This is a genomic window from Nigerium massiliense (assembly GCF_000826085.1).
Lineage (GTDB): Bacteria > Actinomycetota > Actinomycetes > Propionibacteriales > Propionibacteriaceae > Propioniciclava > Propioniciclava massiliense.
This window is the reverse complement of sequence record NZ_CCYM01000003.1, coordinates 728953-750816: the sequence shown is the minus strand read 5'-3', so window position 1 is coordinate 750816 and position 21864 is coordinate 728953. Positions and strand designations below refer to the sequence as shown.

19 protein-coding genes, 1 pseudogene and 1 riboswitch are annotated in these 21864 nt (G+C 71.6%); of the genes and pseudogenes, 14 read left to right on the top strand and 6 right to left on the bottom strand.

All coding sequences use genetic code 11. The features are described 5' to 3' along the window. Window positions 1–3: 3 nt before the first annotated feature. Window positions 4–1485, bottom strand: coding sequence for an alanine/glycine:cation symporter family protein (locus BN1187_RS09915; RefSeq protein WP_218184635.1), 1482 nt, complete (start codon window positions 1483–1485; stop codon window positions 4–6). A gap of 497 nt (window positions 1486–1982) precedes the next feature. Between BN1187_RS09915 and BN1187_RS09910 the strand changes: the two genes are divergently transcribed. From BN1187_RS09910 to BN1187_RS09900, 3 genes are read left to right on the top strand one after another with little or no spacing between them, the layout of a single operon-like run. Next, on the top strand, window positions 1983–4988 hold the full coding sequence (locus BN1187_RS09910; protein ID WP_082034632.1) for an Rne/Rng family ribonuclease: 3006 nt from the start codon (window positions 1983–1985) through the stop codon (window positions 4986–4988). A gap of 56 nt (window positions 4989–5044) precedes the next feature. Beyond that, window positions 5045–5998 (top strand): aminoglycoside phosphotransferase family protein, encoded by a 954-nt coding sequence (locus tag BN1187_RS09905; protein ID WP_052462582.1) that lies wholly within the window; start codon window positions 5045–5047, stop codon window positions 5996–5998. Between the two features lie 33 nt (window positions 5999–6031). Next, window positions 6032–7018 carry an aminoglycoside phosphotransferase family protein gene (locus BN1187_RS09900; protein ID WP_052462581.1) on the top strand — a complete coding sequence of 329 codons (987 nt, stop codon included), beginning with the start codon at window positions 6032–6034 and terminating at the stop codon, window positions 7016–7018. Between the two features lie 57 nt (window positions 7019–7075). Here the strand turns inward: BN1187_RS09900 and BN1187_RS09895 are convergent, their stop codons facing one another. The 4 genes from BN1187_RS09895 to BN1187_RS09880 all read right to left on the bottom strand — a co-directional run bounded on the left by BN1187_RS09895 (window position 7076) and on the right by BN1187_RS09880 (window position 12020). Then, window positions 7076–8332, bottom strand: a complete 1257-nt coding sequence (locus BN1187_RS09895; RefSeq protein WP_040162901.1) for a DUF445 domain-containing protein — start codon at window positions 8330–8332, stop codon at window positions 7076–7078. A gap of 106 nt (window positions 8333–8438) precedes the next feature. Further along, window positions 8439–9305: a transglutaminase-like domain-containing protein gene (locus tag BN1187_RS09890; RefSeq protein WP_040161298.1), complete on the bottom strand. Its 867-nt coding sequence runs from the start codon at window positions 9303–9305 to the stop codon at window positions 8439–8441. 43 nt (window positions 9306–9348) lie between these two features. Continuing rightward, window positions 9349–11385, bottom strand: a complete 2037-nt coding sequence (locus BN1187_RS09885) for an NAD(+) synthase (protein ID WP_040161296.1) — start codon at window positions 11383–11385, stop codon at window positions 9349–9351. A gap of 35 nt (window positions 11386–11420) precedes the next feature. Further along, on the bottom strand, window positions 11421–12020 hold the full coding sequence (locus tag BN1187_RS09880; protein WP_040161292.1) for an HAD family hydrolase: 600 nt from the start codon (window positions 12018–12020) through the stop codon (window positions 11421–11423). Window positions 12021–12124: 104 nt separating this feature from the next. Between BN1187_RS09880 and BN1187_RS09875 the strand changes: the two genes are divergently transcribed. From BN1187_RS09875 to BN1187_RS09855, 5 genes are all read left to right on the top strand, one after another. Beyond that, entirely contained in the window at window positions 12125–12814 is a 690-nt protein-coding gene (locus tag BN1187_RS09875) for an alpha/beta hydrolase family protein (RefSeq protein WP_052462580.1), read from the top strand. Between the two features lie 241 nt (window positions 12815–13055). Then, complete coding sequence (gene rplU / locus BN1187_RS09870) at window positions 13056–13364, top strand: 50S ribosomal protein L21 (RefSeq protein ID WP_040161289.1); 309 nt, start codon at window positions 13056–13058, stop codon at window positions 13362–13364. Between the two features lie 12 nt (window positions 13365–13376). Beyond that, the gene (gene rpmA, locus BN1187_RS09865; RefSeq protein ID WP_040161287.1) at window positions 13377–13637 is read left to right on the top strand and encodes a 50S ribosomal protein L27; all 261 of its coding nucleotides are present in this window, start codon (window positions 13377–13379) and stop codon (window positions 13635–13637) included. 131 nt (window positions 13638–13768) lie between these two features. Further along, the gene (locus BN1187_RS09860; RefSeq protein ID WP_040161286.1) at window positions 13769–14545 is read left to right on the top strand and encodes a glycoside hydrolase family 3 protein; all 777 of its coding nucleotides are present in this window, start codon (window positions 13769–13771) and stop codon (window positions 14543–14545) included. Between the two features lie 7 nt (window positions 14546–14552). Beyond that, on the top strand, window positions 14553–14924 hold the full coding sequence (locus BN1187_RS09855) for an RNA-binding S4 domain-containing protein (protein WP_040161284.1): 372 nt from the start codon (window positions 14553–14555) through the stop codon (window positions 14922–14924). 16 nt (window positions 14925–14940) lie between these two features. Here BN1187_RS09855 and BN1187_RS09850 read toward each other — a convergent pair whose 3' ends face one another. Next, the gene (locus tag BN1187_RS09850; protein WP_040161282.1) at window positions 14941–16383 is read right to left on the bottom strand and encodes a purine-cytosine permease family protein; all 1443 of its coding nucleotides are present in this window, start codon (window positions 16381–16383) and stop codon (window positions 14941–14943) included. A gap of 48 nt (window positions 16384–16431) precedes the next feature. Continuing rightward, window positions 16432–16523, bottom strand: a riboswitch (TPP riboswitch). Window positions 16524–16600: 77 nt separating this feature from the next. On the opposite strand from BN1187_RS09850, the gene obgE reads away from it, so the two are divergent. The 6 genes and pseudogenes from obgE to rsfS form a co-directional block, all read left to right on the top strand. Further along, entirely contained in the window at window positions 16601–18100 is a 1500-nt protein-coding gene (gene obgE / locus BN1187_RS09845) for a GTPase ObgE (RefSeq protein WP_040161279.1), read from the top strand. Beyond that, window positions 18097–19248 carry a glutamate 5-kinase gene (gene proB, locus BN1187_RS09840; RefSeq protein ID WP_072042041.1) on the top strand — a complete coding sequence of 384 codons (1152 nt, stop codon included), beginning with the start codon at window positions 18097–18099 and terminating at the stop codon, window positions 19246–19248. The genes obgE and proB overlap by 4 nt, the downstream gene beginning before the upstream one ends. Window positions 19249–19257: 9 nt before the next feature. Next, the gene (locus BN1187_RS09835; RefSeq protein ID WP_040161276.1) at window positions 19258–20499 is read left to right on the top strand and encodes a glutamate-5-semialdehyde dehydrogenase; all 1242 of its coding nucleotides are present in this window, start codon (window positions 19258–19260) and stop codon (window positions 20497–20499) included. Between the two features lie 28 nt (window positions 20500–20527). Beyond that, window positions 20528–20665 (top strand): hypothetical protein, encoded by a 138-nt coding sequence (locus BN1187_RS14340; RefSeq protein ID WP_157754768.1) that lies wholly within the window; start codon window positions 20528–20530, stop codon window positions 20663–20665. Window position 20666: 1 nt separating this feature from the next. Beyond that, a complete protein-coding gene (gene nadD / locus BN1187_RS09830; protein WP_052462578.1) occupies window positions 20667–21350 on the top strand; it encodes a nicotinate-nucleotide adenylyltransferase in 684 nt (227 codons plus the stop codon). After that, window positions 21337–21696: pseudogene (gene rsfS / locus BN1187_RS09825) on the top strand (ribosome silencing factor); the annotation flags it as partial. The gene nadD and the pseudogene rsfS, both read left to right, overlap by 14 nt. Between the last annotated feature and the right edge of the window lie 168 nt (window positions 21697–21864).

Genomic DNA, 21864 nt, shown 5'->3' with positions numbered 1-21864 from the left:
CGCTCAGCGCGCCTCGGGCGTGCCGCTGCCGAGCCGGGCGCGGTTCCTCTCGGCGATGACGTGCCACAGCGGTGCGTTGTCGATGCCCGCGGCGTCCGGGTCGAAGACGGGATCGAGCCCCGCGCGTCGTTGACGCTCGTAGTCGCGATAGATCCGCGCCACCAGGGGGCTGAGCAAGACCAGCGCGATGAGGTTCACCCAGGTGTAGAGCCCGACGCCGACGTCGGCCAGCGCCCAGGCGAAGTCGGCGCTGCGGAACGAACCCAGCACGATGGAGAGCGCCAGCACGGCCTGGGCCGCCTTCGTGACCGGCCGTTCCCAGCGGCTGTCGCGCAGCAGGTAGGCGACGTTGGTGTCGGCGTAGAAACCGAAGGACAACAGCGTCGTGAAGGCGAAGAAGAACATGGCGAGCGCGATGAAGGCGGAGCCGAACCCGCCGAAGACCGTGTCGATTGCGGCCTGGGTGTAGGCGGGTCCCGCCTCCACGCCCGGCACGTACTCGACGACCGTCCTGCCGGCCTCGTCGACCACGTTGTAGCTGTTGGTGACGAGGATCATCAGGCCCGTCATGGTGCACACGAAGAGGGTGTCCACGTACACCGAGAACCCCTGCGCCAGCCCCTGCTTGACGGGGTGGCTGACTTCGGCGGCGGCGGACGCCTGCGCGCCCGACCCGGTTCCCGCCTCGGACGAGTAGATGGCCCGGCGGACGCCCCACGTGATCGCGGCGCCGAGCATGCCGCCGAAGATCGCGTCGGTGCCGAAGGCACTGGCGAAGATCTGGCCGAACATCGCGGGCACCCGGTCGGCGTGCGCGAAGAGCACGATGATGCCGAAGATGATGTAGGCCGCCGCCATGAACGGCACGACGAACGCCGAGACGGTGCCGATGCGGCGCATGCCCCCGAACACGACCGCGCAGAACAGAACCGCGACGATGACTCCGGTGACGCGCGTGTCGATCGCGAACGCGCTCTCGGCCGCCGCAGCGATGTTGAACGCCTGGATCGACGGCCCGGTGACCGCGGTGGCGAAGACGGTCGCGACCGCGTACACCACGGCGAGCCACTTCCACCGCAGGCCCTTCTCGATGTAGTAGGCGGGGCCGCCGCGGTACTCGCCGTTGACCTCCTGCTTGAAGAGTTGTGCCAGGGACGACTCCGCCACAGCGACGGCCGAGCCGATGAAGGCCGTCACCCACATCCAGAACATCGCGCCGGGCCCGCCGGCGTGGATCGCGGTGGCGACGCCGGCGATGTTGCCCATGCCGACCCGCCCACCGAGCGCCATCGCGAACGCCTGGAACGAGCTGATCCCCTGGCTGGAGTCGCCCCCGCGGAACAGGTAGCGGAGCATGTCGGGCAAGCGGCGGATCTGCGGTGCCACCAGCCACACGGTGTACAGCGCGCCCACCCCCAGCACGAGGTAGATCATGGGGGAGCTCCACAGCGCGTTCACCAGCCAGTTCACGACGTCTTCAATCACGGGGGTCCCTTTCTACGGTGATCGGGCCGAGCGGTGATGGGGTCGAACGTGGGAAACGTCGAACGTGGGAAACACCGTAGGGCTGCACGCCGGCATTGTCGGCTCCCCATCACCCGGTCGTCACCAAACCGACACCTGGCGGGCCCTCCGGTCAGGCCGTCGAACGGCCCATCCGTGGCGATCGGCCAACGCGGACGCCGCGGCGCACAGCCCGGCTGACCTTCGGCCGTGTTCGGTCCCCGGCACGCCCCGCGCGGGCTGCGTTGCTGCTCGATGGCGACGGCATGTGGAATACTGGCCGAAGGTGTGGGCTTAGAAACCCCCACCGAACAGCAACCCGGGGTGTGAGGTAGGACGTCACGCCGGCCGGACCGCGACGAGAACCTTCGACCGCGGCGGCCGTCCGTGTGCCCGTCGCACCGAAGTCTTTGCCGTCCGGAGCAGCGCTCCGCCGACGGCCTCAGGACGGCGGCTCGCGCCGCCGTGAAGGAGAGCACATGCTCGATACGGACGTACCCGAAAACAATGATTCCACCGCGTCGGAACCCACGCGGCCCCGCCGTCGCCGTGCCGCCTCGCGGCCCGCGGGCCCGCCCGCGCCCGTGGAGGCCCGGCCCGCTGAGTTGAGCGCCCCGGCCACGCCCCGGGCGATCGAGGCCACCGAGCCCGATGCCGTCGAGGCCCAGATCATCGAGGATCCGGTCGCCGAGGCGCAGCCGTCCGACGACGCTCCCGCCGAGGAGCCGACCGTCGACGCCGGCGACCAGGCCGGGGGAGAGCCCGAGGAACGCGAGCTCGCCGACGAGAAGGCGGACGACCCAGCGGCTGATGACCGGGCGATTGAGGAGACGGCTGCTCACAACGCCGCGCAGACGACCGACGAGACCGGCGAGGACGCCCCCGCCGACAGCCGGGACGATCAGGCGATCCAGGGCGCCCCGACCGAGAACGGCGAGCGCGAGCGTCCCCGGCGCCGCAAGCGCGCCAGCCGTCCGGCCGGACCGCCCCCCGAGGCGACCGAGGCGACCGAGGCAGATGCCGACTCGGGCGAGGACGCCGACGACGATCCGATCGCGGCGAGCCTGAAGGCGCTGCGCGGGGGCCACGAGGGCGCCGGCCGGCGCAACGAGCGCCCCACCGGCGCGCTCGCCAACCCCTTCGGCGGTAGCGGCACCGTCGAAGACGCACTCGACGGGCTGGCCGCGGTGATCGCGCGTCCGGCCGCGCAGAAAGAGGAGCCCTCCGACGACGAGGACGACACCGACGCCGACGAGGCGTCCGAGGACCGGCAGGACGAGGGGGACGAGAAGGACCGGGCCACCGGCTCCGACCAGTCCGACGATGAGGACGAGGACCAGGGTCCGCGCCGGCGTCGCCGTCGCCGCGGAGGTCGCCGCCGTCGCCGCGGCGGTCAGCGCGACTCCGACAACGAGTCCGACGGCGACGACGACTCCGACGAGTCGGACGACGAGGCGGACGATTCCGCTCAGGACGACGCCGACGACAAGGGCGCGAAGCACGGCGACAAGGACGACGCCGACGACCATGAGGCCGACGACAAGGACGCCGGTGACGACGAGGCGTCCTCGAGCGGGTCGTCGCGCCGGCGCCGTCGTCGCCGCCGCCGCGGTGAGGACACCGGGTCCACCGACGACGAGGGCGTGGACGTCGTCGTCAAGGTGCGCGAGCCGCGCCGATCGAAGTCGCCGAACGACGAGATCACCAGCATCGAGGGCTCGACCCGCATGGAGGCGAAGAAGCAGCGCCGGCGTGAGGGCCGCGCCGCCGGACGCCGCCGTGCGCCGATCCTGTCGGAGGCGGAGTTCCTCGCGCGCCGCGAGTCTGTCGACCGCATGATGCTGATCCGCCAAGCCGACGACTACAGCCAGATCGCGGTGCTCGAGGACGGCGTCCTCGTCGAGCACTACGTCGACCGCGACTCGTCGGCGTCCATGATCGGCAACATCTACCTCGGCCGCGTCCAGAACGTGCTGCCCAGCATGGAGGCCGCGTTCATCGACATCGGCCGGGGCCGCAACGCCGTGCTGTACGCCGGCGAGGTCGACTGGGACTCCTTCGGCGTCACCGGCGCCGACCGCAAGGTCGAGAAGGTGCTCAAGTCGGGCCAGACGATCCTCGTGCAGGTGACGAAGGATCCGGTCGGCGCGAAGGGCGCCCGGCTCACCTCGCACATCTCCATCCCCGGGCGCTACGTCGTCTACAGCCCGGGCGGCCAGCTGTCCGGCATCTCCCGCAAGCTGTCCGATCAGGAGCGCCATCGGCTCAAGGGCATCCTCGACGAGCTGATCGGCGAGGACGCCAGCGTGATCGTCCGCACGGCGGCCGAGGGGGCGTCCGAGGAAGAACTCGTCCGCGACGTCAACCGGCTGAAGGCGCAATGGGAAGTCATCGAGAAGCGCGTCAAGGAGGGCAAGGCGCCGCAGCAGCTCTACGCCGAGCCCGACCTCACCGTCCGCATCGTGCGCGATCTGTTCACCGAGGACTTCAGCAAGCTCGTCGTCGACGGCAACGGCGGCCCGGACGACGTGCACGACACGATCCAGGGCTACGTGACGCACGTCGCGCCGCACCTGGAGGAGCGGCTCACGCACTGGAACCGCGACCAGGACGGCGACCTCTTCGACAAGTTCCGCGTCAACGAGCAGGTGAACAAGGCGCTCGAGCGCAAGGTGCACCTACCCTCGGGCGGCTCGCTGATCATCGATCGCACCGAGGCCATGACCGTCATCGACGTCAACACCGGCAAGTTCACCGGCACCCAGGGCAACCTGGAGGCCACGGTGACGTCGAACAACCTCGAGGCGGCCGAGGAGGTCGTCCGGCAGCTCAGGCTGCGCGACATCGGCGGCATCATCGTCATCGACTTCATCGACATGGTGCTGCCCGCCAACCGGGAACTGCTGCTGCGTCGCCTGGTCGAGTGCCTGGGCCGCGACCGCACGCGCCACCAGGTCGCCGAGGTGACCTCGCTCGGGCTGGTGCAGATGACCCGCAAGAAGATCGGCACCGGCCTCGCGGAGGCGTTCACCGTCCCCTGCGAGACCTGCAACGGGCGCGGGTACCACATCCACGACGCCCCGGTCGCCAGCCAGGCCCCGGCCGACGGCGGCGACCGCGACCACCACGGACGCCGCGGGCGCAACCAGCGCGGTGGACGCTCGCGCAACGACGACAACGGCGGCGGCTCGAACCGCCGCGGCCCGCAGGGCAACAGCGGCGAACACGGCGAGAAGAGCGCGGACAACGGCTCCACCAAGGGTGAACCCACCAAGCGCGGCGCCAACTCGCGCAGCGACAGGCGCTCGACGGCCGGCGGTTCCGACCAGAAGTCCTTCGTCTCGGAGAGTTCCGAGCAGTCGGGGGCCGACCGGAAGGACGCCGTCGAGACCGGCCAGGGCCAGGACGCCTCGTCGGCCCCGAGTGCGTCCACGCCGCCGGTGCCGCGTCGCCGCCGCAAGTCCGCGGACGGCGAGCAGGGCTGACCGGATCCGGCCCCGGTCGCCCGTCGGCCGGGTAACGTGACCGTGGAGGTGACCGCATGACCCACCTGTCCGCGGGGACCCGAGGGTGGCTGCGCGCCCAGGGCGAGCGGGGTGAAGCGTGGGCGGCCGGGCTCGACCAGCTCGCCGCCGATTGCGCCGACCGCTGGCGTCTCGACCTCGGCTACCCGATCGAGGAGGCGCGATCCTCCCTCGTGCTGCGGGCCGTGCGCGACGGCAAGCCCTTCGTGCTGAAGATCGCCCCGCCCGGCCCCGCCGTCGAGCTCGAGGAGCGCATCCTCTCTGCGGCCAACGGCCGCGGCTACGTCCGATTGCTGGAGTCCGACGTGCCGGCGGGCGTCCTGCTGCTGGAGGGGCTGGGGGCCAGTCTGGCGTCCCGGCTGCGCTCGCGGACGTCCGGAGAACACGACGGCGCCGTCGTCACGTATCTGCCAGCGCTGCAACAGGCCTGGCAGGTGCCCGCGACCCTCGTGCCCGCCCCCGACAGGCACTCGCACCCGGCGGGGCGGCTCGCCCAGCGCATCGCCACGCTCGCCCGCACGCCGAGCGCCGCGGAGTACGAGTCTGTGATCGCCCGCGCCTTGCGCTACGCCGAGCAGCGCTGGGAGGCCGATGTCGCCCGCGCTCAGGTGCTCGTCCATGGCGACCCGCAACCGCGGCACGTGTGCGCGGCGCCGCCGGGACGCGTCCCGGACACCGGGGGCGAGGTCCTCGTCGATCCAGCCGGGCTGCGCTGCGAGCGCGAGTACGACCTGGGCTCGGCGTTGATGGGTGCGAACCGCGCCATCCTGACCGCGGAGGACGCCGTCCTGCTCGTCCGCGGCTGGTGCGCGACGCTGGCCGAGCAGTCGGGCACCGACGCGGAGGCGATCTGGCAGTGGGCGTTCATCCGGCGGGTCGCCGCAGGGCTGGAGTTGCAGGCGTCCGGTACGGCCGCCGATGAGGCGCGGCTGTCGCTGCAGGCCGCGTCCTGGCTCATCACCAGACGGTAGACTCCGGGTACCGCTTCGAAAGGGGCTCCGGCCATGTCCGACGTCATGCCGCCGCTGCGTTCGCACCTGATGACCCTGGAACCGCGGTGGCGCGAGTGGGTCGACACGCTGCCGGCCCTGCGCGATCGGGCGGCCGATACCTGGGACCTCGAGGTGGGACCCTTCCTGTCGCAGTCCGTCGGATCGGCGGTGCTGTCGGTGACACGCCGGGGTCGGCCCGCGGCGCTCAAGCTCTTCACCCCCGACGAACACTTCACCCGTCAGGTCGGCACCATGGAGGCGGCCCGGGGCCGCGGCTACGCCCACGTGTACGAGTCCGACGTCGATCACGGCGCGGTGCTGATGGAGCTGCTCGGCCGCTCCGCCGACGAGGAGTGGCGGGTCAACTACGGCAACGTCCCCGCGGAGCTCCTGCTGGACTCGCTGGCCATCGAGCCGATGCTGCACGCGCGCACCCAGACCCTCATCGAGGCCTGGACGCTGCCGCTGGACGTGGCCCCCGAGGTCGACGAGAAGACGCACCGGGCGGCGCAGCTGGCCGAGCAGATCGAGTACTGGTACCGCGACACGTCGATCGAGCTCGACGCGGTCGTCAAGCGCGCCCTGCTGTTCGCCGAGCAGCGGCTTCAGGCGCGTAACCCCGACCGTCAGGTGGTCTGCCACGGGGACCCGCACTCGGGCAACCTGCTGGCCGTCACCTCGCCGCGCCCGGGCGCCCCGGCCGGCTACGTGTGGGTCGACCCGGACGGCTTCCGCTGCGAGCCCGACTTCGACCTCGGGGTCGCCGTCCGCGAGTCCAACCGGCTGGTGCTGAGCAGCGAGGACCCGGTCGTGATGCTGCGCGCCTGGTGCGCCCAACTCGCCGGCGAGACGGGCACCGACGCCGAAGCGATCTGGCAGTGGGGCTTCCTCGAGCGCGTCGCCAACGGGCTGTACCTGTGCCACCGCGGCATGCCCGAGCAGGGTGAGCAGTTCCTCAAGGCGGCGGACTGGCTGATCAGCCGCCGCTCCTTCGGCTGAGCCGCCCCGGCGCTCCGGCTACGGCGCGCACATCCCGGGGCGGACGCGTCCCGGGCGCTAAGCGAGCAGCTGACTGAGCGTATGGATGATGAGCCCGGCCAGCGCGCCCACGATCGTGCCGTTGATGCGGATGAATTGCAGGTCGCGTCCGACGTGCAGCTCGATCTTGCGGGACGCCTCCTGGCCGTCCCAGCGCTGGATGGTGTGGCTGATCACGGCGGACAGTTCGTGCCCGTACGAGCGGACGAGGAACGCCGAGACGTCGCCGAGGGCGGCGTCGACGCGCTGCTGGTCGTGCTCGCTCGTCGCGACCCGGGCGCCCAGCCGTTCCAGGGCACCCTGGGTGCGCGTCCACAGCGCCGAGCCGTCGTCGTCCATCGCCGCCTCGACGCCTGAGCGCAGGCTGCGCCAGATGCCGACGACCGCGTCCGCGGTCTCGGGTTGGGTGAGCACCTTCGCCTTGAAGTCTTCGACGCGGTGGCGGACGGTCGTGTCCTGCTGCAGGTCTTTCGCCACGCGCAGCAGCAGGTCGTTCAGGGCCTTGCGGGCCGCGTGATCGGGGTCGTTGCGCACGGCGATGAGCCACTCGACCGCCTGCTTGTAGGCGTAGTTCGCGACGCGTCCGTTGACGAACTCCGGCGCCCACGTGGGGGCGCGGTCGCCGATCAGGTCGGTGAAGCGCTTGGGGTTCGCGAGCAGCCAGCGCCCGAGCTCGTTGATGGTGAGGTTGACCAGGCCGCGGTGCCGGTCCTCGCGGACGACCCTGTCGAGCATGCTGCCCAGGTGACCCGCGATGGGCTGAGCGGACAGCCGCGGCAGGATCGACTCCTCGGCGAACACGCGGACGTCCTCGTCGCCGACGCGCTGCAGCGCGGCACGCCCCAACCGGACGCCCTCGGCGACGACCCGGTGGGCGTGGGCCGGCTCCTGGAGCCACTCGCCCAGCCGACGGGCGATCTGCGCCTCCCCGACGCGCTCGCGGACGACGTCCTCGGTGAGGAAGTTCTCCGCGAAGAAGTCCTGAAGGCTGTGAGCCAAGTCGTCCTTCTTGCGGGGGATGATCGCGGTGTGGGGGATCGGGATGCCCAGCGGGTGCCGGAACAGCGCGGTGACCGCGAACCAGTCCGCCAGCCCGCCGACCATCGCGGCCTCCGCGGCGGTGTTCACGTACCCCCACACGCCGCCGTGGTCGAGCCGCAGCGTGAGCAGGTAGATGATCGCCGCCACGATGAGCAGCGACAGCGACACCACCTTCATGCGCCGCAGCCGCCTGCGACGCTCCTCGTCGGCGGGGCTGGTCAGGGAGAAGTCCACCACACCCCTAGATTTCCACGCGCGAGCAAGCGCTGTCAGTCACGGAGCGGGGGCCACGCCACCCTCGCTGCGGCTCCGCCCGACGAACGGGGCCGGTCGGTCCCGCTCAGTCGTCGGGGAACTGCGGGTCGTACCCGGTGCGCAGCCCCACCGGGTTGCCGTCGGCGTCCACCTCGTGGGTCGTGACCAGCATCCGCTTCAGCCACGGCGAGCCGAAGTACGTCGCCAGCGCGCAGTCGGCGGCGTCGCGTCCGCGGCAGATGGGGACGTGGCCCTTGCGCCGGGCGTTGTGCCGCGGGTCGAACGTCCACCAGCGGTCGCCCAGGTAGACCTCAGCGAAGGCGTGGAAGTCCATCTCGGTGGGTAGGGGAGGGACGTCCATGTCGGGGAGGTAGCCCGAGACGTAGCGGGCCGGGATGTTCAGCGCGCGGCAGAGCGCGACGAATGTGTGGGCGAGGTCGCGGCAGATGCCGTAGCCGTTGGTGAAGGCGTCCACCGCGGTGTAGCTCGACGTCGTCGAGCCGGTGCGGTACTCGACGCGCTCGTGGACGAAGTCGCTGATCGCCTGGACCCGCCGGTAGCCCGGCTCGAGGCCGCCGAACAGGCGCCAGGCGTCCCCGCTGAGGAGGTCGGACTGGCAGTAGCGGCTCGGCAGCAGGAACGGCAGCGCCTCGTCGGGAAGGTCCGTCACCGGGCATTGCGGGGCGTCCGGGTCGGCGTCGTCGAGGGCGTCCGGCACCCGGACGACGGCCTTCCACGCGTACACGCTCTCGCCCGCAGGCAGGACGAACCGCTTGCCCACGTTTCCGTACAGGTCGGTGTAGTCGCACAGCTCGATGTCCGGCGTGGTGCGCCAACCGGCCTGGACGACGTCGAGACCCCGCAGGTCGGGCTCGATCATGATCATCGTCGGCGTGGGCACCGAGGCGACGTGGCGGAAGCTGGCGCCGAGCGCGAGCAGGCGTGTATCCATCGTGGTCCTTCGAACGTGGTGGTGCAGGGGAGGGGACGCGGCGTCAGGGAACGTTGCGCGCGATCTCGTCGAGCCAGATCTTCGCGTTGGTGTCCGACGGCATCCGCCAGTCGCCGCGCGGCGAGAGCGACCCGCCCCGGACGACCTTCGGCCCGTTCGGCAGCGCCGACCGCTTGAACTGGGCGAAGCCGAAGAAGCGCTGGCAGAAGACCTCCAGCCACCTCTTGATCTCGGGCAGATCGTAGGTCACGCGCTCGCTCTCGGGGAACCCGGCCGGCCAACCGGCCTGCGAGGTCTCGCCCCACGCGTGCAGAGCGTAGAACGCGATCTTCGACGGCGTCATGCCGTGCCGCAGGATGTGGAAGAGGGTGAAGTCCTGCAGGTTGTAGGGCCCGATCTTCTCCTGGGTCGACTGGGGTTTCTCGCCCTGGGTGACCGGGACGAGCTCGGGGCTGATCTCGGTGTGGAGGATCGAGTTCAGCACCTCGCTCACCTCGTCGCTGAACTGTCCCGACGAGACGACCCAGCGGATCAGGTGTTGCATCAGCGTCTTCGGGACGCCGCCGTTGACGTTGTAGTGGCTCATCTGGTCGCCGACGCCGTAGGTGCACCAGCCGAGGGCCAGCTCCGACAGGTCTCCGGTGCCGAGCACGATGCCGCCACGCTGGTTGGCGATGCGGAACAGATAGTCGGTGCGCATGCCGGCCTGCACGTTCTCGAAGGTCACGTCGTAGACCGGCTCTCCGGACGCGAACGGGTGGCCCATCTGCTCGAGCATCGCCGTGCACGCCGGGCGGATGTCGAGGGTCTCGAACGTGACGCCCAGCGCCTCCGACAGCCGCGTCGCGTTGTTCTTCGTGTCATCGGACGTGGCGAAGCCCGGCATCGTGAACGCGAGGATGTCGCTGCGCGGGCGTCCCATCCGATCCATCGCGCGGGCGGCGACGATGAGCGCGTGCGTGGAGTCGAGGCCGCCCGAGACCCCGATGACGATCTTCGGCTGGCCGATGGAGCGCAGCCGCTGCTCCAGCCCCGACACCTGGATGTTGTAGGCCTCGTAGCAGTCCTGCGCGAGCCGCTGCGGGTCGGCCGGCACGAACGGGAACCGTGCCATCGGACGCCGCAGGCCCAGGTCGCCGGTGGGGCGTCCGAGCTCGAACGCGATGGTGCGGAACTCGCCGGTCCGCTCGGCGTGCGCGCGCCGGTTGTCGTCGAACGTGCCCTGGCGCAGCCGCTCCTGGTGCAGGGTCGCCACGTCCAGGTCGGCCACCGACCGCCGGGGCCCCTGGGGGAACCGTTCGGAGGACGCCAACGGCGTCCCGTTCTCATAGATCATCGTCTGGCCGTCCCAGGCCAGGTCGGTGGACGACTCGCCCTCGCCGGCGGCGGAGTACACGTACCCCGCGAGGTAGCGCGACGAGTTGGCCTGGCACAGCAGGTGCCGCTCGACCGACTTGGCCACGGTGATCGGCGAGCCGGAGAGATTCGCGATGACGGTGGCCCCGGCCAGCGCGGCCTCGGCGGCCGGCGGGATCGGCACCCACATGTCCTCGCAGATCTCGACGTTGAGCACGAAGTTCGGCACGTCGGACGCCGCGAACAGCAGGTCGGCCCCGAACGGGGCGTCCTGGCCGGCGACCGAGATCTCGCCCGTGACGTCGTCGCCCGGGGCGATCTGGCGCCGCTCGTAGAACTCGCGGTACGTCGGGAGGTACGACTTCGGGACGACCCCGAGGACGCGGCCGCGGTGCAGCACCACCGCGCAGTTGTAGACGCGGTGCAGGCTCCGCAGCGGGGCGCCCACGACGAGGACGGGGGACAGGTCGGCCGACGCCGCGGCGAGCTCGGCGAGGGCGTCCTCGGTCGCGTCCAGCACCGTGTCCTGCAGCAGCAGGTCTTCGATCGAGTAGCCGGTGAGGCTCAGCTCGGGGAACACGGCGAGCGCGACGCCCTCCTCGGCGCACGCGCGGGCCTGCTCGACGATGGCCGCTGCGTTCGCGGTCGGGTCGACCATCGTGATCGGCAACGTGCAGGCCGCCGCCCGGATGAGGCCGTGGTCGTACAGGTTGTAGAAGTCCATGGGAGCTCCCGGGCGTCGCGGCTGCGTGGGTGGGGTCAGCGTAGTAGCCCGAGGGCCCGCAGGTCGCGGCGCAGCGCGTCCGCCGAGGTGAAGTGCAGCGTGCGCAGCCCGACGGACTCGGCGGCGTCCAGATTGCGCACCGTGTCGTCGATCATCACGGTCTCCTCGGCCGCGACGCCGAACCGCCGCAGCGCGAGTTCGAAGATCGCCGGGTCCGGCTTGGCGAGGCCGACGCGCGCCGAGACGACCAGGTCGCGCAGTTCGCCCAGCACCGGTGCGGCCGCCTCGGCGACGTGGAAGTTCTCGTCGGCCCAGTTGGAGAGCCCGAACGTCGGCACCCCGGCGGCGATGAGTTCGCGGACGATCGCGGACGTCCCCGGCATCTCCCCGGCGACCGTGACGGGGAAGTGTTCGACGTACGCGCGGTAGACGGGCGCGAGGTCGGGGTACCGCGCGTCGAAGTCCGCCATCGCGTCGGCGAGGGTTTGGCCCTGGTCGGTGTTGTGGTTGATCTCGGCGAACGCCTCGGACGTGGCCAGCGCGTTGGCCCGCTCCTCGCCGACGAACGCGGACAGCCGGGTGGGGTCCCAGTCGACGATGACCAGGGCGACATCGAAGATGACGTTGGCGATCACGAACGGCGCTCCTCCGGAGGCGATGGGTCGCTCTCACCCTAGCGGGGCGGGCGGGTGGCCCGGTCGGCTTTTCCGGCGGCCGGGTGCCGTGCCAGGGTGGCGGCATGGAGGCCCTCGATATCGACACCCCGAACGGTCCCGGCCGGCTGCTCATCGACGCGCCGGACGCCCCGCGCGCGGCGGTGCTGCTGGGGCACGGCGCCGGTGGCGGCGCGGACGCCTTCGACCTCGTCGCCCTCGCCGAGCGGCTGCCCGGACGCGGCATCGCCGTGGGCCGCTACGAGCAGCCGTGGCGGGTCGCCGGGCGCAAGGTCGCGGGACCGCCGCGGACGCTCGATCGCGGCTGGCTGCCGGCCGCCGAGGCGTTCGGCGAGCGGTTCGCGGGCCTGCCGTGGTTCGCCGGCGGCCGCAGCGCTGGCGCCCGGGTGGCCTGCCGGTGCTTCGGTCCGGGGACGGCGGGGGTCGTGGCACTGTCGTTCCCGCTGTTCCCGCCCGGCAAGGACGACCGCACCCGCGTCGCCGAGCTCGCCGGCGTCCGCGGGCCGGTGCTGATCGTGCAGGGCGACCGGGACCCGTTCGGGTCGGACGCCGTCGTGCGCGCCACGTGCGCGGAGGTGGAGCAGGCAGGGGAGCGGACCGTCGTCGGCGTCCCCGGCGCGCACTCGTTCACCTCGCGCAGCAAGGCGGCCCGGGAGGCGGCCGGCGCCCTCGCCGAGTCGTTCGCGGACGCGGTGGGTTCCTTCGTGGACGCCGTCGTCGCCCCGCCGCGGGACCGGGCCGCAGGTCTGGCCTGACGGCCGGGCACCGGGGCGGTCCGCAGGCCGAGGCGTCCGGGGTGGCGCGGTAGACTGTGCCTCTGACGCCGCGCCGTTCGGCAGCGGTTTGACCGTTTCCGGACGGGACGCGTATTCTTGTTCTTCGGTGCCTGACGGGCTGGCCATGTCGTCGCCCCGGCATCATCCCAAGCGGTTGGGCCCCTTTCGTTGGTGGCCGGGCCACCCAAGATTTCGAACGATTGAAGAGAGTAGGTCAGGCGTGTACGCGATCGTGCGCAGTGGCGGCCGCCAGCACAAGGTTGCCGTGGGTGACGTCCTCGAGGTTGACAAGCTGAACGCCGAGGTCGGTTCCACGGTGAACCTGACCCCGCTGCTGTTGGTCGACGGCGAGGCTGTGACCTCCGAGGTGGACGAGCTGGGCAAGGTTTCGGTGACGGCTGAGGTTCTCGCCGAGACCAAGGGCCCGAAGATCCGCATCATGAAGTACAAGAACAAGACCGGGTACAAGAAGCGCATGGGTCACCGCCAGCGCTACACCCAGGTCAAGGTCACGGGCATCGAGAACTGAGGGAGCTGAACCATGGCACACAAGAAGGGCGCATCTTCGTCGCGTAACGGTCGCGACTCCAACGCGCAGCGCCTCGGCGTGAAGCGCTTCGGCGGTGAGGCTGTGAACGCCGGCGAGATCATCGTCCGCCAGCGTGGCACCCACTTCCACCCGGGCAACAACGTCGGCCGGGGCGGCGACGACACGCTGTTCGCGCTGAAGCCCGGCACGGTCGCCTTCGGGACGCGCCGCGGCCGCAAGGTCGTCGACATCGCGCTCGACGAGCAGGCCTGACACTCGCTTAGAGCCGCGAGGGCGGTCCCGGACGTCCGGGGCCGCCCCCGTCGCGTTCGCCGGGTGATTCTCGGACGAGGGGTGTGGCACACCCTAAGATCGGACGAATAACCGATCAGGAAGCGAACGCCGTGAACCAGCCTCGACTCGAAGTCCGCTCCAAGCAGCTCATCACCGTGGACGGGCTGCAGTTCAAGGACCTCAACGCCAACGGTGAGCTCGATCCCTACGAAGACTGGCGGCTCAGCCCCGCCGAGCGGGCCGCCGACCTCGTGTCGAAGATGGACGTGGACGAGAAGGTCGGCATGATGCTGATCAACACCCGCTTCACCGGCTACGAGGTGCCCGAGGGCGAGGCGGTGTCGCACGAGGGAGCCCTCGACGAGCGCGTCATCGAGGCCGGCACCAGCATCTTCGCCACCCGCAAGGTGTTCGGCAGCACCGAGACCCTCGAGCGGCTGCATCTGCGGCACTTCATCCTGCGCGACAACCAGCCGCCCGCGAAGATCGCCACCTGGATCAACGCGATGAACGAAGTCGCCGAGTCGACCCGGCTGGGCATCCCGGTGATCGCCACGTCCAACTCCCGCAACGAGAACGGCGAGATGGTCTTCGGCATGAACGACGCCGTCGGCGTCTTCTCGACCTTTCCGGCCACCATGGGCATCGCGGCGGCCATCCTGGGCGACCAGGCCCGCGGCGGGGACGCGTCGCTGGCGTCCGACTTCGCCGAAGCCGTCCGCGCCGAGTGGGTGGCCTGCGGCCTGCGCAAGGGCTACGGCCGCTGCGTCTCGCCCAACGATGTCCCGGGCTACGACAAGGAGCAGTACATGCCCGAGGGAATGACGTACGCCTACACCGACGCCGACGGGAACGTGTACCGCCTCGGCCACGGGCTGACGTACTGAGGGCGCGATGGCGAGGCTGGATTCGTGGCTGTGGTCGGTGCGGCTGTACAAGACGCGATCGGCGGCGACGGCGGGCGTGCGGGGCGGTCACGTCCGGGTGAACGGGATCCCCGCCAAGCCTGCCCAGGACGTCCACACCGGCGACGAGATCCGGGTGCGGCGTGACCAGGACGAACGCATCGTCGAGGTCATCGATCCCACCCTCGTGAAGCGGGTTGGCGCCTCGATCGCGCAGCAGGCCTACCTCGATCACACGCCCGAGAAGCCGGCGCCGATCCCCGAGATGGTGGGCAAGGTGGCCGTCCGCGACCGGGGTGCGGGGCGTCCGACGAAGAAGGAGCGGCGGGCGATGGAGGCCTTCCGGGGACGCCGCGCCTGACCGTTCCCCGGGGCGGTCACCGGCTCCGGTGCTCCCGGGCCGCGACCGGCAGGTAGGCGACGAAGGACAGCACCAGCGCGACGAGGACGCCGACGTTGGCGGACGCCCAAGGACCGTCGATCCCGCCGAGCGCTCCCATGAAGTAGCCCTGCCACGACAGCGCGGGGACCGCGCTCACCACCAGGCCGAAGCCGATGGCCGACGTGACCGCCATCACCAGGACCGCCGGCCAGCGCACCGAACCGACGCCGGCGCCCGAGGCGTCCGCCAGGTCGACGCGGTAGCCGTGCCGCCAGCGCAGCAGCAGGTCGGCGCCGAACACCCCGGTCCACGCGGCGAGGGGGACGCCGAGGGTGATCAGGAAACCCTGGAACGGGCCGAGGAAGTCGGGGCTGAACCAGACGACGTAGATCGTGCCGAACACCATCAGGACCCCGTCGATGAGGGCGGCCATCCAGCGCTGCACGGGCAGGCCGAGGGCGAGCAGCGCCAGGCCCGAGGAGTAGAGGTCCATGATCGCGCCCGAGACGAAGCCGGTCATCGCGACCAGCCAGAACGGCACGACCAGCCAGGCGGGCAGCACCGAGGCGAGGCCGCCGATGGGGTCGCGGACCACCAGGTCCGACAGCGCCGGATCGGAGCCGCAGATCAGCAGGCCGTAGCCGATGAGCACCGCGACCGGCAGCGAGCCGCCCAGCGTCGTCCAGCCGACGATCGCGCGCTTCGATTCGCCGCCGGGCAGGTAGCGGGAGTAGTCGGCGGCCGCGCTCGTCCAGCCCACGCCGAAGCCCGACAGCACCATGACGCCGGCGCCGATGACGCCGGCGGCCGACCCGGACGGGTGCGCGGCCAGCGCCGCCGGGTCGATGCGGTGCACGGTCGCGGCGATGTAGATCGCCGTCAGCACGATCATCGCCCAGCCCAGCCACTTCTGCGCGCGCATGACTGCATCGAAGCCGAGGACGCCCACCACCACGACGGTCGCGACCGTCAGGGCGAAGACGATCAGCTGCGTCGCGCCGCCGGCGGCCACCCCGAGTTGGGCCGCGATGGTGCCGGTGGCGATGACGCTGACCGAGACGAGCACGATCTCCCAGCCGAGCAGCAACAGGTAGCTGACCAGCCCCGGCAGCACGTTCCCATGCACGCCGAACACCGCCCGCGACAGCGCCATCGTGGGGGCAGAGCCGCGCTGGCCGGCCAGCGAGATGACGCCGGCGAGCACGAAGCTCGCGACGACCCCGACGATGGACGCGGCCATCGCCTGCGCGAGGCTGATCCCGAAGTCGAGGATGTAGGAGCCCCAGGCGACCGACAGCACCGACACGTTGGAGCTGAACCAAGGCCAGAACAGCTCGCGGGCGCGGCCGCGGCGGTCCTGCTCGGCGATGACGTCCAGGCCGTGCCGCTCGACGGCGCGGGGGGTGGCGGCGGAGTCCGCCCGGGTGGTGGCGCTCATGCCCGGGCCTCCGCCCGGTGCGTGTGAACGGGCTGCAGGGCGCGGTCGTGACGATTCATGGGACATCCCTTCGCTAGTACGAACTAGAGCAGGTTCACGGGTGTGATCTCAGCGCCGGCGGCGCACCCCGTGTCCGCGGGCGATTGTGACACGTGGACGCCCTCCCCGTGCGAGCGTCCCGACTCGGCCGGACGTCGGCCCGGTAGACTCTGCTCCCATGGCCATCCCCTCGTTCGTCGATCAGGCGACCCTCTACGTCGCCGGCGGCAACGGCGGTCACGGGTGCGCGTCCGTCCACCGGGAGAAGTTCAAGCCGCTGGGCGGACCCGACGGCGGCAACGGCGGCCACGGCGGCTCGGTGATCCTCCGCGTCGACCCGCACCTGACGACGCTGGTCGACTACCACCGGCAGAGCCGGCGGCGCGCCACCAACGGTCAGCCCGGCATGGGCGACAACCGCGCCGGGGCGAACGGCGCCGACGTGGTTCTCGCGGTCCCCGACGGCACGGTCGTCCACGATGCCGAGACCGGCGAGACGCTCGCCGATCTCGTCGGGGCCGGCACGGAGGTCGTCGTCGCAGCGGGCGGACGCGGCGGGCTCGGCAACGCGGCCCTCGCCTCGGCGAGCCGCAAGGCGCCCGGCTTCGCGCTGCTCGGCGAGGAGGGCGAGGAGCGCCGCATCTCGCTGGAGCTCAAGGTGCTCGCGGACGTCGGCCTCGTCGGGTTCCCGAGCGCCGGCAAGTCGTCCCTGATCGCCGCCATCAGCCGGGCCCGACCGGCGATCGCCGACTACCCGTTCACCACGTTGGTGCCCAACCTGGGCGTCGTCGTGGCGGGCGAGGTCACGTACACCGTCGCGGACGTCCCCGGGCTCATCGAGGGGGCCTCCGAGGGCCGCGGGCTCGGCCACGACTTCCTGCGCCACATCGAGCGCTGCCAGGCCATCGTCCACGTCATCGACTGCGCCACCTACGAGCCCGGACGCGACCCGCTGACCGACCTGACGATCATCGAGGGCGAGCTGGCCGCCCACGGCGGTCTGGAGGACCGGCCGCGCCTCGTCGCCCTGAACAAGATCGACGTGCCGGACGGCCGCGACCTCGCCGAGCTCGTCACGCCCGACTTGAAGGAGCGCGGCTTCCGGGTGTTCCCGATCTCGACGATGAGCGGCGAGGGCCTGCAGGCGCTCACGTTCGCGATGGCCGAGCTCGTGGCCGCGCGCCGCAGGCAGACTCCGGCGCAGCCCGCGCCCGAACGCATCGTGCTCCGGCCGGCCCCGGCCGTGTCCGGACCCGAGTTCAGCATCCGCAAGATGGGCGACGGTGAGGGCGGCTTCGTGTGGCGCGTCCGCGGCGACAAACCCGAGCGCTGGGTCAAGCAGACGGACTTCTCCAACCCCGAGGCCGTCGGCTACCTCGCCGACCGGTTCACCCGGCTCGGCATCGAGGAGGAGCTGCTGACGCAGGGCGCCCGTCCCGGGGACGCGGTCGCGATCGGCGCCGGGGACGACCCGGTGGTCTTCGACTTCGCCCCGCAGATCGAAAGCGGCGCCGAGATCCTGGCCCGCCGCGGCGACGACGAGCGGCTGCACGAGGAGCGTCCGTCGGTGCTGCGCCGCCGCGAGGAGGACGCGGAGTACCACGCCCGCAAGGCCGCCGAGAACGCCGTCCGCACCGCCACCTCCGGGATCGACCCCGACGACCAGGACGACGCGTGAGCCAGGGCGCCCGCCGACCCCGCGTGGGCGGGGCCGGCCGCGTGGTCGTGAAGGTGGGGTCGTCCTCGCTGACCGGGCCGTCCGGGGCGCTCGACGAGGCGCATCTGGTCGCCCTGGTGGACGCCATCGCGTCGGTCCGCGGGGACGGACGCGACGTCGTCCTGGTCTCCTCGGGCGCCATCGCCGCGGGGTTGGCCCCGCTCGGCATGCGCCGGCGCCCGCGCGACCTGGCGAGCCAGCAGGCGGCGGCGTCCGTGGGGCAGGGGATCCTGCTGGAGCGGTACTCCGCGCTGTTCCACGAGCGGGGGCTGCGCGTCGGCCAGGTGCTGCTCACCGTCGACGACGTGTCCCGGCAGGCCAACTACGCCAACGCGCTGCGCACGTTCAACCGGCTGCTGGCCTGGGGGATCGTCCCGGTCGTCAACGAGAACGACACGGTGGCGACCCAGGAGATCCGGTTCGGCGACAACGACCGGCTCGCCGCGCTGGTGGCGCACGTCGTCCGCGCGGACGCCCTCGTGCTGCTCAGCGACGTCGACGCCCTCTACACCGCCCACCCCGACTCTCCGGGCGCCCGCCGGCTCGGCGTCGTCGACGACCTGGACGGCCTCGAGGTGGACACCTCCCGGCGCGGCTCCGCGGTGGGCACCGGCGGCATGACCACCAAGCTCGAGGCCGCGCGGATCGCGTCCCAGTCGGGCATCGACGTCGTGCTCACGTCGGCCGACAACGTTGCCCCCGCGCTGGCGGGGCAGGACGTGGGGACCTACTTCCCGGCGTCGGGGAAGCGGCGCTCGCGCAAGCTGCTGTGGCTGGCCTACGCGTCCCGCACCGTCGGCGACGTCCTGTTGGACGCCGGCGCGGTCCACGCCGTCCGGCACCGGAACGCGTCGCTGCTGGCCGCGGGGGTGACGGGCGTGCGCGGGGACTTCCACGCCGGCGACCCGGTCGCGCTGGTCGACGAGGAGGGTGCCGTCATCGCCCGCGGCTTGGTCAACTTCGACGCCGGTGAGCTCGCCCGGATGGTCGGCCGGTCGACGCCGGAGCTGGTGCGCGACTTCGGCCCCGAGTACGAGCGAGAGGTCGTCCACCGCGACTCGATGGTGGTGCGCGGCCCGCACCGGCACACCGAGAAGGCGGCTCGTTAGGATGACGAAATGACCGTGCTCGACCAAGCCCGCGCGGCGCGCGCCGCCGCACGCACGCTCGCCACCGCCTCCCGCGCCGCGAAGGACGCCGCGCTGCTGGGGATGGCCGACGCGCTGTTCGCCGCGCAGCCCGACGTCCTGGCCGCGAACGCCGAGGACGTCCAGCGCGCCGAGCAGGCCGGCACCGCCTCCGCGATGATCGACCGGCTGCGTCTCACGCCCGACCGCGTCGAGGGCATGGCCGAGGGGCTGCGGCAGCTGGCCGACCTGCCCGACCCGGTCGGGGACGTCGTCCGGGGCTGGACGAACGCCAACGGCGTCCAGGTGCGCCAGGTGCGCGTCCCGTTCGGCGTCGTCGGGATCATCTACGAGGCCCGGCCCAACGTCACCGCGGACGCCGCCGGCATCTGCCTGAAGTCGGGCAACGCGGCGCTGCTGCGCGGCTCGAGCTCGGCCCTGCACTCCAACCGGGCGATCGTCGCCGCGCTCGCCGAGGGGGTCGCGTCGGCCGGGCTGCCTCGGGACGCCGTCCAGCTCGTCGAGGGCGGCCACGAGGTCACCGCCGACCTGATGGCGGCCCGTGGGCTCGTCGACGTCCTGATCCCGCGCGGGGGAGCCGGGCTCATCAAGGCCGTCGTCGTAGGCGCCACGGTGCCCGTCATCGAGACCGGCACCGGCAACTGCCACCTCTTCGTGGACGCCTCCGCCGACCAGGAGATGGCGCTGAACATCCTGCTCAACGCGAAGACCCAGCGCGTCAGCGTCTGCAACGCCTGCGAGACCCTGCTGGTGCACGAGGAGATCGCCGCCGCGTTCCTGCCGCGCGCCATGGCGGCGCTGGACGCGGCCGGCGTCACCGTGCACGGCACCCCCGAGGTCTGCGCGGCCGACGACCGCGTCGTTCCCGCCGAGCCCGACGAGTTCGACGCCGAGTACCTCTCGCTCGACCTGGCCTGCCGGGTCGTGGCGTCCCTGGACGAGGCGCTGGAGCACATCGCCGAGCACACCAGCGGGCATTCGGAGACCATCGTGACGTCCGACCTGGCCTCCGCGCAGCGGTTCACCGCCGAGGTGGACGCGGCGGCCGTCCTCGTCAACGCGTCCAGCCGGTTCGTGGACGGCGGCGAGTTCGGCTTCGGCGCCGAGATCGGCATCTCCACCCAGAAGCTGCACGCACGCGGCCCGATGGGGCTCCTCGAGATGACCTCGACGAAGTACGTCGTCACCGGGTCGGGTCAGGTTCGTTCCTGACAAGGCCCCGAGCCGTTATGCTCCGGTCATGCTTTTTCTGCTCGAAACCCAGGTCGAACTGTCGCACACGCAGTGGAACGTCCTCGTCGGCGTGGCCGCGTTCCTGATTCTCGCCACGCTGATGGGCCTCGTCCACGGCCTCGGCGCGAGTCGTCCGCACAGCTGACGTGACGTCAGGTACCGGCCTGGCCAGCAGTCCGCACAAGCCGTGGCGCCTCGGCGTCATGGGTGGCACGTTCGATCCGATCCACCACGGCCACCTGGTGGCCGCCAGCGAGGTGCAGGCGCGCTTCGGGCTGGACGAGGTGGTCTTCGTCCCCACCGGTGTCCCCTGGCAGAAGACCGACCGCCGGGTTTCTCCGGCGGAGGACCGCTACCTCATGACGGTCATCGCGACCGCCTCGAACCCGCGTTTCTCGGTCAGCCGCGTCGACATCGACCGCGAGGGAGACACCTACACCGTCGACACGCTGCGCGACCTGCAGGCTGAGCGCGGCGCCAACACCGACCTGTTCTTCATCACCGGCGCGGACGCCCTGCGCTCGATCCTGACGTGGCACGGCGCGGACGAGCTGTTCGGGCTGGCGCACTTCGTCGGGGTGTCGCGGCCCGGCGTCCAACTGGGGGAGCGCGACGTGGCGCACCTCCCGGCCGACAAGGTCACGCTGCTCGAGGTGCCGGCGCTGGCGATCTCGTCGACGGAGTGCCGCCAGCGCGTCGGCGACATGATGCCGATCTGGTACCTCGTGCCGGACGGCATCGTCCAGTACATCCAAAAGCGCGGCTTGTATCGTGAGAACGCCCCCGCCCAGACCATCCCCGTCCCAGAGGAGACCCATGCCGGCGACTGACCGCGCGCTCGAACTCACCCGCATCGCCGCCCAGGCGGCCGCCGACAAGCTCGGCACGAACATCGTGGCGTTCGACGTCTCGGAGCGGCTGGCCATCACCGACGTCTTCCTCATCATCTCGGCGAAGAACGAGCGCCAGGTCGGGGCCGTCGTCGACGGCATCGAGGAGCGGCTGCTGCGCGACGACGTCAAGCCGGTGCGACGCGAGGGCGACCGGGAGGCCCGCTGGGTGCTGCTCGATTACCTCGACATCGTCGTGCACGTGCAGCACGTCGAGGAGCGCGCCCTGTACTCGCTGGAGCGCCTGTGGCGCGACTGCCCCGAGATCGAGCTGGATCTCGACGAGGCGCCGGCGCAGGCGTCCGACGCGGACGAGGAGGATCCCTTCGGCATCGTCGAGGGCGGCCTGGGCACCGACGAGCTCGACGAGGCCGGGCTGGACGATCCGCGAGCACTCGACGAGGACGCGCTGGACGACGACGAGCCGGCGTCACGCGAGCTTCGCGGGTAGGTC

What these genes read in the sequence shown, in the direction of transcription:
- BN1187_RS09875 (WP_052462580.1), top strand. Translation starts at nt 12,125, where the DNA reads ATGGAGGCCCTCGATATCGACACCCCGAACGGTCCCGGCCGGCTGCTC.
- BN1187_RS09855 (WP_040161284.1), top strand. Translation starts at nt 14,553, where the DNA reads ATGGCGAGGCTGGATTCGTGGCTGTGGTCGGTGCGGCTGTACAAGACG.
- BN1187_RS09835 (WP_040161276.1), top strand. Translation starts at nt 19,258, where the DNA reads ATGACCGTGCTCGACCAAGCCCGCGCGGCGCGCGCCGCCGCACGCACG.
- BN1187_RS09890 (WP_040161298.1), bottom strand. Translation starts at nt 9,305, where the DNA reads ATGGATACACGCCTGCTCGCGCTCGGCGCCAGCTTCCGCCACGTCGCC.
- BN1187_RS09850 (WP_040161282.1), bottom strand. Translation starts at nt 16,383, where the DNA reads ATGAGCGCCACCACCCGGGCGGACTCCGCCGCCACCCCCCGCGCCGTC.
- BN1187_RS09910 (WP_082034632.1), top strand. Translation starts at nt 1,983, where the DNA reads ATGCTCGATACGGACGTACCCGAAAACAATGATTCCACCGCGTCGGAA.
- rpmA (WP_040161287.1), top strand. Translation starts at nt 13,377, where the DNA reads ATGGCACACAAGAAGGGCGCATCTTCGTCGCGTAACGGTCGCGACTCC.
- obgE (WP_040161279.1), top strand. Translation starts at nt 16,601, where the DNA reads ATGGCCATCCCCTCGTTCGTCGATCAGGCGACCCTCTACGTCGCCGGC.
- BN1187_RS14340 (WP_157754768.1), top strand. Translation starts at nt 20,528, where the DNA reads ATGCTTTTTCTGCTCGAAACCCAGGTCGAACTGTCGCACACGCAGTGG.
- BN1187_RS09905 (WP_052462582.1), top strand. Translation starts at nt 5,045, where the DNA reads ATGACCCACCTGTCCGCGGGGACCCGAGGGTGGCTGCGCGCCCAGGGC.
- BN1187_RS09900 (WP_052462581.1), top strand. Translation starts at nt 6,032, where the DNA reads ATGTCCGACGTCATGCCGCCGCTGCGTTCGCACCTGATGACCCTGGAA.
- BN1187_RS09885 (WP_040161296.1), bottom strand. Translation starts at nt 11,385, where the DNA reads ATGGACTTCTACAACCTGTACGACCACGGCCTCATCCGGGCGGCGGCC.